A 15,987-nucleotide genomic window follows, 5' to 3' on the forward strand; every position below is an offset into this window, starting at 1 on the left:
CTTGTAAAAAAAGTCATTGGGTCTTAAACGATGACAATCTCAAAATTTAGGTTTTTCAGTGTTCTTGGCGAATTTATCAAAATATTTTACAGGGACCTTTTCACCATTGAAGGTAATTTTTTCCAAGTTTTCAATAACCTCACTTCCTTTTCCTGTGACCACTACACGGGCATTATTGATGCCCATGTACTTTTGGGCGGCTTTTTGCACATCTTCCTTGGTAACGGCATTCAGGCGTTCCAAATATGTTCTGTAATAATCTTTTGGCAGTCCTTCGGTTTCAATATTCAAGGCATATCGGGCAATGGTTTCCGGCTTTTCCAAGGCCAGCACAAAACTCCCTACGTATTTGGCCTTCGCATCTTTTAATTCCTCATCAGTGACGGGGTGTTTCACGATGTTGTCAATCTCCTTTAAAATTTCAACCACGGCACTATCGGTTACCATATTCCGTACTTGGGCGCTAGCAACGAAGGGTGAAGGGGCATATTTATCATTCCCGATGCTCGAATAAGCTCCATAGGTATACGCCTTGTCTTCCCTTAAATTTAAAAATAGACGGGCCTGGGCGCCACCACCAAGGATCTTATTGGCCAGAAGGGCGGCTAAAAAGTCATCGTTCTTCATTTGGAGGTCGGCCAAACTTTCAACGATGACCTCGGATTGTACGGCATTGGGAACATCGACAAAGTTGATTTGGGTATATTGTACATTGGAGGGTTTAGAGTAGGATAAGGAAGGTGGGGTGGCTTTTGTCCAAGGGGTAAAATAATCCTCCACCAAGGTTTTTGCCTGGTCGAATTGAACATCCCCAACAATGACCAAATAGGCATTGGCGGGCACAAAATAATCTTCATAATATTGGACCACATCGGGCAAGGTTACGTTCTTTACCGTTTCTTCGGTAACATATTCCCCGTAAGGGTGGCTGGTACCATAGGCCAAGGCATCGGCCACTCGGTTGGAAATCGCGGAAACATCCTTTTCCATCGATTTTATGGAAGTGAGTAATTTCTGTTTTTCCTTTTCAAATTCTTCCTCGGTAAAATTAGGGTTAATGGCAGCATCTGCCATAAGTTCGAAGATCCTTGGGAAATATTTTGATAATGAACTCGCATAGGCACTTTGGGAGCCAAAATTGATACGTGCACCCAGAAAATCCACCTCCTCATTAAAATCATCCTTTGGGATGGACTGGGATCCGTTGCCTAAAAGACTGGCGGTGAGGGCCGAAACCCCAGCTTTTTCACCTTCAAGTGTTGGTGGGTTGTCTATGAGCAATTGCATGGATACCCGTGGTAATTTGTGATTTTCGACCACTAAGACCTTAAGTCCGTTTTTGAGTTCGTAATGTAGTGGTTCATTCAAATTGATTTCTGGGGCAGGGCCAGGTTCGGGCATCTTACTTCTATCAATCTGGGCCTGTAAATTAAAGGCGATAAAACCGAGGATCAAGGTTATATATAACTTTTTCATTGTTTTTTAGTTTTCTGTTGCTTCTAGGGGTAAATATTCCAACGCTACACGTTGATTTGGTTTAAGGTACTTGTTGGATACTTCCAATATTTCCTCCCTTGTGATCGATCGGTAAATTTCGATTTCATTATTGATCAAGCCGGTGTTGTCGTATAGCACATAATATCTTGCCAATGAATTCGCTATGCCCGAAATACTGCTATTTGAGTTTACGAACATATTCTCAAATTTATTCTGAAGTTTTTGATAATCCTTTTCGGATATCAATTCGGATTGCAACTTCCCGATTTCCTCGTCGATATCGCTTTGAAGGTCTTCCAAAGAGGTTTCCCCTACGGGGAGTGCACCAACAACATATGCTCCGTAATCTTCCTGTGAACCATTGAAAGCAAAGACCTGAAGGGCTTTTTTCTCTTCATCAACCAATTTTTTGTAAAGTTTGGAGCTTTTGCCATCACTTAAATACGTAGAGATCATGTCCAATACATAGGCGTCCCTATTGGTTTGTGCGGGAGTTCTGTAGCCAAGGAAAATGGCGGGTATCTGTATGTTCGGGTCGCGGTATTCGGCCTTTATCGGGGTGGTAATGGGGTCTTCTACGAATGTTTGGCGCTGAATGTCCTTCCCTTTTGGGATGGGTCCAAAATAATCCTGTACCATTTTTTTGGTCTTGTCCAAGGAAATGTCCCCCGCGACGACCAATACGGCATTGTTGGGTACATAATAAGTTTTGTTGAACGCTTTAAAATCATCTAAGGAGGCATTGGCCAAATGCTCCAAGGAACCAATGGTCTGCCAGCGATAAGGATGTTTTTTGAAAAGGTGTATGAACATTTGTTCGCGCCATCTTCCATAAGGTGAATTGTCATAACGCATCCTTCGTTCTTCCTGAACCACCTCACTTTGGGTGTCTACCCCAATTTGGTTGATTATGGGGTGCATCATTCGTTCCGATTCCAACCATAGTCCCAACTCTACATTGTTCGAGGGGAATACCTCATAATAATAGGTGCGGTCCTGGGTGGTATTTGCATTGTTCTGGCCTCCGTTCGAGGACACGATCTTAAACCATTCCCCACGTTTTATGTTTTTCGTGCCTTCGAACAATAAATGTTCGAAAAAATGGGCGAAACCTGTTTTTTCGGGATTTTCATCCTTGGCACCTACATGGTACATGACCGATGTGGTTACCACAGGGGCGTTATTGTCTTGGTGTAAAATTACGTGAAGACCGTTGTCAAGGTCATATTCTTCGAAAGAAACCTCTTGGGCAGAGAGGGTTGGCAAAAAGAATAGGGCCAACACACCTAGGGTCAGCGATGTTTTTATTCTCATAGGATTATGGGTTAATCTATTGGACAATGTGCTTTTATTATTGGATATGCTAATATATATTTTTAAGGATAAGCATCCGATTGTTCCTTGGTCTTTAACAAGATTTTAAGCCGAATTGAATATATAATGCTTATTTTAAGGGAATTAACCAAAAAAACCAGTTCAATGAAGCATTTTTCCCTACCCATTCGATTCGGAATTGCAACTAGCGGATGCCTGATTGCCTATTTTTTGATTTTGTCCTTGTTCGGTGTGCATACGAATGTGTTTTATAGTATTTTCAATGGAGTAATCACAGGATTTGGTATTTACGAGGCCATAAAGTTTTTTAAGATCAAAGAAGCGGAACGGTTTAATTACGGTAAAGGATTTACGGCCGGTGTGGTAACCGGAAGTGTTGCCACGATTATATTCACCTTTTTCTTTGCGCTCTATGCAACAGAACTCAACACCGAATTTCTGATTGAGTTGTCCAAGGCTTGGTCGGGGGAGTTCAAAAATTTTGAGGCTATCGTATTCTTTACGGTGGCTATTATGGGTTTTGCCACTACCTTGGTAATTACATTGACCATTATGCAACTATTCAAGTCGAACAAATAGGAGATTAAGCAAGAATATTAAATAGTGTCGGACAGCCGTGGTTTTTAGGTCATTTTTTATTTATAAATCGCTTGTACATTAATGAATTAGCAGTATATTTGCACCCGCCTATCCAAAAAGGTAGGCTTAAAATTTAACTAATATATACGCTATGTATGCAATTGTAGAGATGGCAGGGCAGCAATTTAAAGTTGCGAAAGACCAGAAAGTATATGTTCACCGTTTGCAAGCGGAAGAAGGGAAAAAGGTAACTTTTGACAATGTACTTCTTTTGGATGATGGTAAGAACGTTACTGTTGGCGCCCCAGCTATAGACGGAGCCGCTGTTGAGGCTAAAGTCGTTAAACACCTAAAAGGTGACAAAGTTATTGTCTTTAAAAAGAAAAGACGTAAAGGTTATGCTGTAAAGAATGGCCATCGTCAATCTTTTACTGAAATCGTTGTTGAGAGCATTGTTGCTTCCGGAGCGAAAAAAGCAGCCCCTGCAAAAGCCGCGGCAGCACCAAAAGCTAAAGCAGCTCCAAAAAAGGCGGCTGTAAAGGCAGAAGCGCCCAAAGCTAAAGCAGCACCGAAAAAAGCGGCTCCCAAGAAAGCCGATGATTTGAAAAAGGTTGAAGGTATTGGACCTAAAATTGCAGAGACCTTAATCGCTGCAGGAATATCAACTTTTGCTGAATTGGCAAATACCAAAGCGGATAAGATAGCTGAAATCATTGCAGATGTTCGTGGTAACCACGTAACAGACACTTGGCCGGCACAAGCTAAAATGGCTGCTGAGGGTAAATGGGATGAGTTAAAAAAATGGCAAGACGAATTAGACGGTGGTAAGGCATAATAACCAAACCATTAAGTATAACAATAAAAACCGAAAAAAATGGCTCACAAGAAAGGTGTAGGTAGTTCGAAAAACGGTAGGGAATCAGAATCGAAACGCTTAGGGGTTAAGATTTTTGGTGGCCAGGCGGCCATCGCTGGTAATATCATCGTAAGACAACGAGGTACTAGACACAATCCAGGAGATAATGTCTATGCAGGTAAGGATCATACATTACATGCAAGGGTAGACGGAATCGTAAAATTTCAAAAGAAAACAGGAGGGAAATCCTATGTTTCCATAGAGCCTTTTGAGGCCTAATATCTTGTATTTTCAAGAAATAGAAAACCCTTTCCAGAAATGGAAGGGGTTTTTCCTTTCGTATATTGTCTAGAGTAACTTTTTCCCGATCTCTTCCCATGTGTCGGCCCTTTCGAAACCATTGATGTAGGCATTGTGCGGGGATGAATACAAGATTGATCTGCCGTTGAACATTTCAAGGTTATAGCTTCGGTCATCAATCAATACATCTCCTTTTAAGATATGTTTGTGTCCGCATAAGATCCTTTTTTGCCACGGGATAAAAGGGAAATGCTCATCCAACCACTCACTTTTTTCCTCTAGTGAATTCGGAAATTGCATGGCAGCCGAAGCTATATAAACATTATACTTTTCAGAAAGTTCCTTTAAAACATCCTTACTGCCTTCAATAGGGTTGAGATTTTTAAAGAAACCCCTTCGGGTTGCATGTTTCCGTATACTTTCCTGATGGGCTTTGGGGACCATTTTCCAAACGTCGGATCCCTTACAGGCTTCTGGGGTAAGGTTTCCATTAAATTCAGTATTGTAAATCTCAATATGTGCGCCGAACGTATCGGCAATCACTTCATCCATGTCCACAAAAATTGTCATATCATAAAATTTTGTACGAAGTACCGAAAAAATGATTTGATCCGAAAATGATTCTTAAAACTAAATGGTTAGACTAGGCTTTTTCTTTAAGCGGGGTCAATACAATAGGCTTTTGGAAGGTCATACCTTTGGCTAGGTTTTCTACGGTGCTTATTAACATATTCTTATGTGTTTGGGAATATGGATTCCCCTTATTGCGTTTTATCTTTGATGTAATAATTCTAACAGTTAATACTATGAAAATGTTCAGGTTAATGACCGTGATGTCCATGATATTGGTAATGAGTGTTGCCACAGGACAGACACGGAGTGAGAAGAAGTTAATGCAGGATGCCACAAAGGCAAAAAAAACCATGTTGAAGACAGATGCGGGCATAGAAAAGTTTTTTGATACCTCTGCAGGATTTGTAATTTTCCCTAATGTGGGTAAAGGTGGATTTATTATCGGTGGTGCTTCCGGAAAGGGAGTCGTCTATGAAAAAGGGGATGTCGTGGGAATGGCTGACCTAAAGAAATTGAATATTGGATTGCAGGCTGGTGGACAGGCGATAATCGAAGTGATCTTTTTTGAGACCCCGACAGATTTAGCCCGATTTAAGGAAGGGAAGTTCCAGTTTGCAGCGGAAGCTTCTGCTGTTGCCTTGAAGTCCGGGATTGCCGTTAATGCCAAATACAAAGACGGCGTAGCCGTGTTTGCCTTGCCAAAGGCTGGTTTAATGGCCGATGCCTCAGTTGGTGGCCAGAAATTTGGTTATGATCCTTTTTGAGGGATGAAAAGTAAAAAGTTAAAAAACCCTTGATCTGTATAGAACAAGGGTTTTTTTATATCCAATTACGGGTTTCCTCCTAGTATCTGTAATAATCGGGTTTAAATGGACCTTTTACGGTAACCCCGATATATTTTGCCTGGTCTTCACGAAGTTCCGTAAGCTCGGCACCTAATCTTGACAAATGCAATTTAGCGACTTTTTCATCCAAATGTTTGGGTAGCATATATACCTTGTTTTCATAGGCATCACTATTTTTCCAAAGCTCGATCTGTGCCAAGGTCTGATTGGTAAAGGAGTTGCTCATTACAAAACTAGGGTGTCCCGTGGCGCAACCAAGGTTCACCAAGCGTCCTTCCGCCAAGACAATGATATCTTTACCGTCAATGGTATATTTGTCGACCTGGGGTTTTATTTCGTCCTTGGTAGTGCCATAGTTGGAGTTCAGCCAAGCCATATCGATTTCATTGTCGAAATGTCCGATATTACACACGATTACCTTGTCTCTCATGGCCTTAAAGTGTTCACCTCTGATAATATCCTTATTTCCCGTGGTTGTGATTACGATATCCGCCTTGCTTACTACATTCTCTAATTTCTTCACTTCAAAACCGTCCATACAGGCTTGTAAGGCACAGATAGGATCGATTTCGGTAACGGTTACAATAGCCCCCGCACCTTTAAATGAAGCGGCTGTACCCTTTCCTACATCGCCATACCCGGCGACTACGACGCGTTTACCGGCCAACATGGTGTCGGTTGCCCTACGAATGGCATCGACGGCACTTTCACGACAACCGTATTTATTATCGAATTTAGATTTGGTTACCGAATCGTTTACGTTCATGGCAGGCATTGGCAAAGTGCCATTCTTAACCCTTTCGTATAAACGATGGACGCCTGTTGTGGTTTCTTCCGATAATCCTTTTACGGCAGAAGCGAGTTCAGGGTATTTATCCAAAACCATATTGGTAAGATCCCCACCATCATCCAAGATCATATTCAACGGTTTGCGGTCTTTACCAAAGAACAAAGTTTGCTCTATACACCAGTCAAATTCCTCTTCATTCATCCCTTTCCAAGCATACACAGGAACACCAGTGGCAGCAATGGCGGCGGCGGCATGGTCCTGAGTGGAGAAAATATTACAGGAACTCCAGGTGACATCGGCACCAAGCGCAACCAAGGTTTCAATTAAAACCGCAGTTTGTATGGTCATATGCAGGCAACCTGCAATTCGGGCCCCTTTAAGTGGTTGTTCTTCCTTGTATTCTTCCCGTAGCGCCATAAGCCCTGGCATTTCTGCTTCGGCCAAAGTAATCTCTTTTCTTCCCCAATCCGCTAGGGTAATATCTTTCACCTTATTGGGCACATATGAAACGGTTTTGGTAGCCATATCCTTTTTTCTTTTTACTTTCGTTGTTAACTATTGCTCTTTTTTTAAGAATTGCAAAGTTACGAATATCCTAAATAACAACATGCCTCTTTACAAGACAATAGAAGTTGCCCCGTCGATCAAAGTATATATTTGGAAGATAGAAGAAACCGAAAAGGAACTATCAGAGGCCGTTGAGCTTACCGAACACTGTCAAAACCGTATGGATGGCATGAAGTCCGAATTGCACCGCAAGGGCTTTTTAAGTATCCGCCATTTAATGGCCGAGGCCGGCTATGAGGACAAGGATTTATACTATGACAAGGTGGGGAAGCCACATCTCTATGATGGTAATCACATCAGTATTACCCATTCGCATCAATTTACCGGGATTATTATAAGTAAGGATCAGGAGGTAGGAATCGATATCGAGATGCAACGCGATTTGATTACCCGTATAGCGCATAAATTCACTCCGACTGAGGCTTATGTCCATATTAAGGACAGGAAAGATCTCGTTCGTAAATATACCATAATCTGGGGTTGCAAGGAATCACTGTATAAGATCTTTGCTACAGTGGGACTTAGTTTCCTGAACCATATTTACATCAATGATTTTGAATTTTCGGACGAATTACTGGAAGGAGAGATCAATTATAAAGGGGATACTACCTATTACAGGCTTAAATTTCTGGAATTTGAAGGTTTCACCTGTGTTTATGCCGTTAAAAAATAAATTTATATTACAATCATGGAAATATCAGTAGAACTTACTTTTTCACCACTTCAAGATGATTTTGAACAGCATATCATCAACTTTATCAAAAAATTAAGGGCGTCCGGACTTACGATTTTGGAGAATCCGTTAAGCACCCAAATATATGGACCTTATGATGAGGTGATGAAGGTGTTGGACACCGAGATCAAAACGGCTTTTGAATTAATGGATCGCGGTCTGCTCTATATGAAATTGGTAAAATCTGACCGAAGCGCCTATGAGCCCCATTTTTGAGTTTTTGTTCGGTCAGTATGCCGGCTATGAAACTTATTATATTGTTTTAGAGATCGTTGCGGTTATTTTTGGACTACTATCTGTCTGGTATTCAAAACAAAACAATATTTTGGTGTATCCTACGGGGTTGATCAGTACCTCCATTTACGTCTATCTTCTTTTTAAATGGGGATTGATAGGGGATATGATGATCAACGGCTATTATTTTATAATGAGTCTCTACGGATGGTATGTTTGGACACGAAAAGTCGACGATTCACATTTTACCCCGATAACCAAAACAACAAGTAAAGAGCATAAAATATCGATTTTGATTTTTATGGCCACCCTGGTCTTTGTTTTCGTCGTCTATCAAATATTCGATAAATGGACAAGCTGGACGGCTTATGTAGATACCGTAACAACAGCGGTCTTCTTTGTGGGTATGTGGCTTATGGCCAAACGAAAAGTTGAGAATTGGTTATATTGGATCGTGGGGGATATAATTTCAGTTCCCCTATATTTTTATAAAGGATTTACGTTTACAAGTTTTCAGTATCTTATATTTACCTTTATAGCTATATATGGGTATCAAGCATGGAAGAGAAATATAGACAGCAACCGGCTGACATTGTCAAAATAGTATTATTCGGTCCGGAATCTACGGGGAAAACCACACTTTCGGAACAACTGGCCCGACATTATCACTCGGTCTGGGTGCCAGAATATGCCAGGGAATATCTTCAGGACAAATGGAATAATGAACGAAAAACCTGTGAATCGGAGGATCTTTTACCGATTGCGGAGGGTCAAATGCTTCTTGAAAATGATTTGGCACAAAAAGCGTCAAAAGTCCTGATATGTGATACCGATCTCTTGGAGACCAAAGTGTATTCCGAAGCGTATTATCTAGGGTACTGTGACCCGCTACTGGAAAAGTATGCTTTGCAAAATCAATATGACCTTTATTTTCTTACATACATCGATATACCTTGGGAAAAAGATGATCTACGGGACAAGCCCAATGAACGTGAACGGATGTTTTTGTATTTCAAAGATACATTGGAGAAGTATAACAGGAAATTCATTATCTTAAAAGGGGATAAAAACACACGTTTAAAAACAGCAGTCGAACATATAGATAACCTATTGAAAAAATGATTCAATTTACCGAGGAAGATTTAAAGCAATTGGCCGAAAAAGGCATAACTAAAGAAAAAGTCAGAAATCAAATTCAGATTTTCGAGGAAGGGATTCCCTTTGTCAACTTGGTTAAGGCGGCCGTTGTCGGTGATGGCATTCTTAAGTTTACGGTTCGTGAACAGAAAGGGTTGGTCAATAAATTTGAAGAGGCCAAGGATGGCTTGTCCCTTCTAAAATTTGTGCCCGCTTCGGGGGCCGCATCCAGAATGTTCAAAGCTTTGTTCAACTTCTTGGAAGCTTATGATCCAGCAAAGGAAAGCTTGGAAAAATACTTTGGACGTACCAATGATTCGGATTTAAAGGTTTTTAGGGATGGATTGAAAAAATTCCCCTTTTATGAAACCGTAATGGACAGGATAAAGGGAAAGACAACCCATCCCGGTGAGGAGCTCTATCTCTTTGTAAAGGAAATGATGTCTGAGGATGCTATGAATTATGGCTTTTATCCTAAGGGACTTTTACCGTTCCATAACTACGGGGAACATACGGCAACGCCTTTTGAGAAACATTTGAATGAGGCGTCGGATTATGCCGCGGTCAATGGGGAGGCTCATTTGCATTTTACCATTTCCGAACAGCATATCGATATGTTTACCAAGGAATATGGTAAAATCAACGAGCGATTGCGCAAGGCCACAAATACGGTTTTCCATGTTACCTATTCCTATCAAAAAAGCTCAACGGATACCATTGCAGTAGATATGGATAATAACCCCTTCCGTAATTCCGACGGTTCACTTCTTTTTAGACCCGGCGGGCATGGGGCCTTGATCGAGAATCTTGACGAAGAGGATGCCGATATCATTTTCATTAAGAATATAGACAATGTGGTTGTCCCCAAGGCCCAGGAAGAACTTACAAACAGCAAAAAAATGCTCGCAGGCCTATTGTTGAAAGTCCAAGAAAAAGCATTTGCCTACGCCAAAAAAATCGATGAGAATAACTTGACGGCAATTATCATGTCGGAAATCAAGGAGTTTTTGGAGAACGAACTCAATGTGCGTTTTGTAGATAAATATTCGAGTTTCAGTATCGGAGAGCAGATTGAAATATTGAAAGACAAGATAAATCGACCGATCCGTATCTGCGGGATGGTTAAAAACGAGGGGGAACCCGGGGGTGGACCTTTTTGGATCAAGAATTCCCTAAATCATGTGTCCTTGCAGATAATCGAATCTGCCCAGATAGATATGTCCAATCCCAAACAAGTCGATATCCTTAAAAATGCCACACATTTCAATCCTGTGGATTTGGTTTGTGGTGTTAAGAATTATAAAGGTGAAAAATATAGCCTGTTGAATTATGTTGACCATAAACAAGGATTTATCACAGGGAAAACACAAGAAGGCCGTCCTCTGAAGGCATTGGAACTTCCAGGTTTGTGGAATGGGGCCATGGCCTATTGGAATACGATTTTTGTTGAAGTTCCCTTGGCTACTTTCAATCCTGTAAAAACGGTTAATGACTTGTTGAAACCCACACATCAGGTTTCCTGATGCCATACCGGTTTTCAATTATCTTCAAAAGTGTATATTTTTTATACACTTTTTTTTATTTGGATACATTTCTATACAGTTTGGGGTTTTAGACGATTTCTTGTAAAAAACTAAGGATCAATCGATTAATGACCTAAAGGCAACCTTGGTTGCTTTTGGCATTATTTTGACTAATGATTAGACAGGAATGTTTAATTAAAAATCATAAAAATGAAAAAATTAGTTTTAGCAACAGCATTTGTTTTAGGAGGATTATCATTGGGAACTGCGTCTACTCCATTTTTCCATGACGGAATAATGGAAGAGGTTCTTTTACAGGATTATACCGAAATTGCGGCTTCTGAAGTTCCTGAAGCCATTACCACAGCCTTGGAAGAAGCATATCCGGATGTAACGTTGGTCAAAGCCTATAAAAATGGCGAGGAGCAATATAAATTGGAAGTTTCCTCTGAAGACGGAAGTACAACTGAATTGTATGCCGATGCCGAAGGGAATTGGATAGAGATGTAAGCCGTTTTTAGATATCGGATTTAAAACTGCCTTCGGGCAGTTTTTTGCAATAGACATCGGAAGTAAACCATGTATAGGTTCCCAAAAAGGAACAATGACTTATGACTTTTCGATAACGTATAGTAATTGACTAGCTATTATTGCCCCCTATAATTTTACCTATTTTATTTAGTTTGTTTCGGTGGATGTATATCCACACCCCACTTTTGTTTCGTTGGTTTGGTCGAAAAAGGGTAGCATTTTGCTACCCTTTTTTATTTGGGACGGAATATATATTACCTCTTTATTTATCATAATGGTGTTCTAGGTTTAAGATAATTTTTTATATCATATAGCTTTCTTATGGTAATTTTACGTACATACCTATGATGAATTATACTATGCCTAAAATCTTGATTATTGAGGATGATACCTCGTTTGCCCAAATGCTACAAAAGTTTTTGATTAAGAAGGGGTACGATGTAGAAATCGGTTTTACAGTGAAGGAAGGGAGGCAAAAATTAAAACAAACCAGGTTTGATCTTGTGTTGACCGATTTACGGTTGCCTGATGCTGAAGGAATAGAGTTGATTACAGACATACGGAATAAAGTGCCTGTAATTATAATGACGGGGTATGCTGAGGTGGGTTCTGCGGTCAGTGCTATGAAGAAAGGGGCTTTTGACTATATCTCTAAGCCTTTTACAACAGATGCCGTGTTAAAAATCATTGGCTCGGCCCTAAGTACGGTCGACAAAACGGGTCAAACAGGGAATGAGTTTATTGATACAGTGAAGAAGCCGGAAATCCAACCGAAGCCTTCGATAATAATAGGTAGTCCTAATTTGGTAAGTTCGGCATCCAAAAAGTTGGAAGAATATATTGGTTTGGTCGCACCAACCGATATGTCAGTGTTGGTGACAGGGGAGAGTGGTACAGGTAAGGAAGTTACGGCAAAGGCAATACACGACCGTAGTAAAAGAAGAGATAGACCTTTTATTGCCGTGGATTGTGGGGCTATTCCCAAAGAATTGGCCTCTAGTGAGTTCTTTGGTCACTTGAAAGGAAGTTTTACAGGTGCGATAAATGATAAGGTAGGGACATTCGAAGCGGCAAATGGTGGTACCCTTTTCTTGGATGAAGTAGGGAATCTGCCTTATGACAACCAGATACAACTTTTACGGGCATTGCAAGAACGCAGGATTAGGCGTATAGGAAGCACCAAGGAAATTGATGTGGATGTCAGGATACTTACGGCAACCAACGAGGATTTAAAGGTTGCGGTAAAGGAGGGAAGGTTTCGGGAGGATTTGTACCACAGGCTGAATGAATTTTCACTTCAGATACCCTCCTTGATAGATAGACAGGGAGATTTGATTATTCTTGTGGAACACTTTTTGGAAATTTCCAATAAGCGCCTGAATAAAAGGATTACCGGGTTCACGAAGGAAGTTTGGAATATTTTTGAGTCCTATGGCTGGCCGGGAAATATTCGGGAACTACAGAATGTGATACAACGTGCCGTACTGTTGACCGGGGATGGTGAAATAACAAAAGAAGCCTTGCCTACTGAAATTATCGAAACACCTACTGTAAACAATGATAATGGGAATATCTCCAAATCTGAATTTGAAAAAGAGCAAATTATAAAGGCACTTAAACGTACCAATTATAATAAGTCCAAGGCAGCAAAGCTTCTTCAGGTCACAAGAAAGACCTTATACAATAGAATCAGTCACTATGATCTGGATGTGTAGCCACACGTTTCTTTAATTCTACGAGTAACGGGGTAATATGGTCTATTAGGCTATCATAGGTTTGAAGTAAATCCATGGGGCCGGATGCTGTGCTTTCCAATTTATACAGTAAATCAATACAGGAGGGGTCAACTTCCAATTGCCTGAACATTGGTAACATTCTATGGGCTGTGTTTTTGCTCTTAGGATAATTGTTTTGGGTAGCAGCCTCTTTTAATGTTTCCAAACTCTTATAGGTATCCTTTATAAATAATTGCAATACTTCGTTAATTGATTTTTCGTCATCACCCAAGAATGAACGAAGGATCCTTAGGCTATAGGTCGTACCTTCCTCTTCGGTTGGCATAGGTTTGGACGGGGTCATTTTGTCGCTATTTTTTTTCAAAGAAAGAAAGGGTTGTAGGGTATGGAATAGTTGGGTGTTGGAAAATGGTTTTTGTAGTACGGTTGTAAATCCGTGGGAAAGAAAAAGATGTTCGTTTAAATCCCGTCTTCCGGTCATGGCTATAATGGGCTGGTCCGAGTAATGGCCATATTTTCCCGATTTCAATTGGGTCAGTACCTCAAATCCGGTAATCGAAGGCATTTCAATATCGGTCAATACTACTCCGTATTCCAAACCTTCTTTTTGTAGGGTGCTGAAATCGGTGCACAATATGGGTTTAATATGTTCCGATTTTAAGAACTCACCCACCATTTGTATAAATGATGCATCATCATCAATGATCAGTATGCTCGATTTATGGTGGAGGGTTTTTTCATGGCTAGGGATATTGGGCTGGGCAGATGCTGTTGTAAAATCGAAAGGCAGCGTTATGGTAAAGGTACTTCCAACCCCCAAAGTACTCTCCAAGGTCATTCTACCTCCTAGTAAATCCACAAGTTTTTTGGAAATGGTAAGTCCCAGGCCGTATCCGCCGTATTTTTTCTCCGTATCGATTTCTGCTTGGGTAAATTCCTTAAAGATCAGTTGTTGTTTTTCTTTACTGATGCCGATGCCCGTATCCGAGATTTGAATTTGGATCAGGTTATCTGAAAAACGGTTTTTCAATCGATGGGCTTTAATGGTTATGCTTCCTTCTTCCGTGAATTTAAAAGCGTTACCCAAAAGGTTGTTTATAATTTGACGTAATCGGATGGGGTCGCCCAGGATATCCCGGTCCAATTCATCATCAATATCCAATATGACAAAGATATCCTTGTCCTTATACTGTACCGAAAGATCGTTTGAAGATTCCTTGATGAGCTGAGACAGGTTTAAAGGTACTTTTTTGATGTTGATTTTCCCGGTCTCCAATCTTGTGAAATCGAGGAGGTCATTTACCAAATTATTGACATAACCTGCCGCCGACTTAATATGGGTCAGGTATTCGTTTTGGTTTGGGGACAGTTTTGATTTCTCTATGATTTCTGAATACCCCATGATGGTATTCAAGGGGGTTCTAAGGTCATGGCTAACGGTTTTGATGAGCTGCTCCCGGCTTTTTAACAAGGATTCGGAAAATCTTTTTTCCTTTTCCAGTTTTTGTCGATATACATTGGCCTTCCAGAAATCCCGGTTAATGATGAATGTGAATATCCCAACCACTAGAAAGCCCAATATAGCGGCAATTACGGCCAATTGAATACTGCGTTTTAGGGCGGCTTCCCTGTTGATGTTGTCATTGATACTACTTACCAGCACCTCTTTTTCCAATGAAGTGATGATATTGCGCAATTGTTGGGAAAGCTCTAGGTCGGTTTGGTTGATTTTCGATTCTTGATAGGTTTGGGAGTTTTCATTGATGGTATTGTCCGCTTTGATCCCTTTTATAAGCTGCTTCGAAACCTGTAGTATGGAGTCTGTTTTTTTTGACCTGTTGATTTCCGTTTCATCCGAGGGGATGTTCTCATTCAAATAATTGGCCATTTTACGAATGGATTCTTGGGCTTTGGGGGGTAGTTCTTTAAAATTTGGAGCCAGGTTTTCGGCAGTAATGATGCCTAGGGATGCCTCCATTTTATTGAGCTCGTCAAGGGCGTTGTTTATAGATTTTCCGGTTTTGTTCTCGGTTTTTAATTTCCGTAAAGCATTGTTGTTGGTTACCTTTTTCTCCAATAAGTAACATAAACTATCCAATAGCGCGTCTTGGTTCTTGCTTTGTGATAGGTCTTTTAGGCTTTCAATATCGGTGAATATGGAATCTATTTTTTTTGAGTAGGCAAGGATGTTTTTCTTTTCACGATGTTGAATGGCTAATTTCGATAAACTTTCCGCTTCATAGATGTCGGTAAGTAATGTGCTGGTCTTTAGTAATTTGGTCTCATTGTTGTCGAACGTGTCATTGGAGATATAATTCCTTATTTCTAAAAAAATATAAAAAGAGGCTATGGATGCCAATAATATGAGTAGTAGGTAACTGAGAACGATTTTAATGGTGAATTTGTTTTTTTCCATAGTGACTTTTTCTTGTCTTAGATAGATACGTATGAACAGGATGTAGAAGATCGAATGGAAGTGTTAATTTGAACTTTTGGTTTTATGAAAATTGAAGTGGAATATTTTTACTTTTTTTTATGAAAGATTAAAAAGGCTGTATTACATTTGCACCATCTCAAAGGGGTGCTTAACCCTCGGACTTTTGCAGAAGTTTTCTAAAGAAGATCGGGATAAGCTGAGATTATACCCAACGAACCTGGGCAGGTAATGCTGCCAAGGGAGGCAAAGTTTGCCATTTGGATTATCATAACGTTTCCATTGGAAACAAAAATCAATTTTAACCAAGAATAACG

The 15,987-nt window shown here is 40.4% G+C and carries 16 protein-coding genes; 11 read left to right on the top strand and 5 right to left on the bottom strand.

Features of this window, described 5'->3' with window-relative positions:
• Nucleotides 1-39: 39 nt before the first annotated feature.
• Together HPE56_RS04285 and HPE56_RS04290 are read right to left on the bottom strand one after the other, a co-directional pair.
• Entirely contained in the window at nucleotides 40-1,476 is a 1,437-nt protein-coding gene (locus HPE56_RS04285) for a M16 family metallopeptidase (protein WP_188242550.1), read from the bottom strand.
• 6 nt (nucleotides 1,477-1,482) lie between these two features.
• A complete protein-coding gene (locus tag HPE56_RS04290; RefSeq protein WP_188242551.1) occupies nucleotides 1,483-2,811 on the bottom strand; it encodes a M16 family metallopeptidase in 1,329 nt (442 codons plus the stop codon).
• A 165-nt stretch (nucleotides 2,812-2,976) separates the two neighbouring features.
• On the opposite strand from HPE56_RS04290, the gene HPE56_RS04295 reads away from it, so the two are divergent.
• The 3 genes from HPE56_RS04295 (at nucleotide 2,977) to rpmA (ending at nucleotide 4,546) form a co-directional block, all read left to right on the top strand.
• The gene (locus HPE56_RS04295) at nucleotides 2,977-3,411 is read left to right on the top strand and encodes a DUF4199 domain-containing protein (RefSeq protein ID WP_188242552.1); all 435 of its coding nucleotides are present in this window, start codon (nucleotides 2,977-2,979) and stop codon (nucleotides 3,409-3,411) included.
• A gap of 151 nt (nucleotides 3,412-3,562) precedes the next feature.
• On the top strand, nucleotides 3,563-4,246 hold the full coding sequence (gene rplU / locus HPE56_RS04300) for a 50S ribosomal protein L21 (protein ID WP_188242553.1): 684 nt from the start codon (nucleotides 3,563-3,565) through the stop codon (nucleotides 4,244-4,246).
• Nucleotides 4,247-4,285: 39 nt separating this feature from the next.
• Nucleotides 4,286-4,546, top strand: a complete 261-nt coding sequence (gene rpmA / locus HPE56_RS04305) for a 50S ribosomal protein L27 (protein WP_188242554.1) — start codon at nucleotides 4,286-4,288, stop codon at nucleotides 4,544-4,546.
• 69 nt (nucleotides 4,547-4,615) lie between these two features.
• Here rpmA and HPE56_RS04310 read toward each other — a convergent pair whose 3' ends face one another.
• The gene (locus tag HPE56_RS04310; protein WP_188242555.1) at nucleotides 4,616-5,137 is read right to left on the bottom strand and encodes a 5' nucleotidase, NT5C type; all 522 of its coding nucleotides are present in this window, start codon (nucleotides 5,135-5,137) and stop codon (nucleotides 4,616-4,618) included.
• Nucleotides 5,138-5,373: 236 nt separating this feature from the next.
• Here HPE56_RS04310 and HPE56_RS04315 point away from each other — a divergent pair, with 236 nt between their 5' ends.
• Nucleotides 5,374-5,904, top strand: coding sequence for a lipid-binding SYLF domain-containing protein (locus tag HPE56_RS04315; protein ID WP_188242556.1), 531 nt, complete (start codon nucleotides 5,374-5,376; stop codon nucleotides 5,902-5,904).
• Between the two features lie 79 nt (nucleotides 5,905-5,983).
• On the opposite strand, the gene ahcY is transcribed toward HPE56_RS04315, so the two are convergent.
• Nucleotides 5,984-7,300 carry an adenosylhomocysteinase gene (gene ahcY, locus HPE56_RS04320; protein WP_188242557.1) on the bottom strand — a complete coding sequence of 439 codons (1,317 nt, stop codon included), beginning with the start codon at nucleotides 7,298-7,300 and terminating at the stop codon, nucleotides 5,984-5,986.
• An 82-nt stretch (nucleotides 7,301-7,382) separates the two neighbouring features.
• Here ahcY and HPE56_RS04325 point away from each other — a divergent pair, with 82 nt between their 5' ends.
• The 7 genes from HPE56_RS04325 (at nucleotide 7,383) to HPE56_RS04355 (ending at nucleotide 13,215) form a co-directional block, all read left to right on the top strand.
• Nucleotides 7,383-8,015: a 4'-phosphopantetheinyl transferase family protein gene (locus tag HPE56_RS04325; RefSeq protein WP_188242558.1), complete on the top strand. Its 633-nt coding sequence runs from the start codon at nucleotides 7,383-7,385 to the stop codon at nucleotides 8,013-8,015.
• A gap of 15 nt (nucleotides 8,016-8,030) precedes the next feature.
• The gene (locus HPE56_RS04330; protein WP_188242559.1) at nucleotides 8,031-8,291 is read left to right on the top strand and encodes a thiamine-binding protein; all 261 of its coding nucleotides are present in this window, start codon (nucleotides 8,031-8,033) and stop codon (nucleotides 8,289-8,291) included.
• Nucleotides 8,275-8,913, top strand: coding sequence for a nicotinamide riboside transporter PnuC (pnuC, locus tag HPE56_RS04335; protein WP_188242560.1), 639 nt, complete (start codon nucleotides 8,275-8,277; stop codon nucleotides 8,911-8,913). The genes HPE56_RS04330 and pnuC overlap by 17 nt, the downstream gene beginning before the upstream one ends.
• A complete protein-coding gene (locus tag HPE56_RS04340) occupies nucleotides 8,868-9,431 on the top strand; it encodes an AAA family ATPase (protein ID WP_188242561.1) in 564 nt (187 codons plus the stop codon). Before pnuC ends, HPE56_RS04340 begins: the two co-directional genes overlap by 46 nt.
• A complete protein-coding gene (locus HPE56_RS04345) occupies nucleotides 9,428-10,969 on the top strand; it encodes a DUF4301 family protein (protein WP_188242562.1) in 1,542 nt (513 codons plus the stop codon). The genes HPE56_RS04340 and HPE56_RS04345 overlap by 4 nt, the downstream gene beginning before the upstream one ends.
• 210 nt (nucleotides 10,970-11,179) lie before the next feature.
• Nucleotides 11,180-11,479: a hypothetical protein gene (locus tag HPE56_RS04350; protein ID WP_188242563.1), complete on the top strand. Its 300-nt coding sequence runs from the start codon at nucleotides 11,180-11,182 to the stop codon at nucleotides 11,477-11,479.
• A 365-nt stretch (nucleotides 11,480-11,844) separates the two neighbouring features.
• Complete coding sequence (locus HPE56_RS04355; RefSeq protein ID WP_317173172.1) at nucleotides 11,845-13,215, top strand: sigma-54-dependent transcriptional regulator; 1,371 nt, start codon at nucleotides 11,845-11,847, stop codon at nucleotides 13,213-13,215.
• Here HPE56_RS04355 and HPE56_RS04360 read toward each other — a convergent pair.
• Complete coding sequence (locus tag HPE56_RS04360) at nucleotides 13,190-15,652, bottom strand: ATP-binding protein (RefSeq protein ID WP_188242564.1); 2,463 nt, start codon at nucleotides 15,650-15,652, stop codon at nucleotides 13,190-13,192. The genes HPE56_RS04355 and HPE56_RS04360 overlap by 26 nt on opposite strands.
• Between the last annotated feature and the right edge of the window lie 335 nt (nucleotides 15,653-15,987).

Source organism: Maribacter aquimaris, assembly GCF_014596745.1.
GTDB lineage: Bacteria > Bacteroidota > Bacteroidia > Flavobacteriales > Flavobacteriaceae > Maribacter_A > Maribacter_A aquimaris.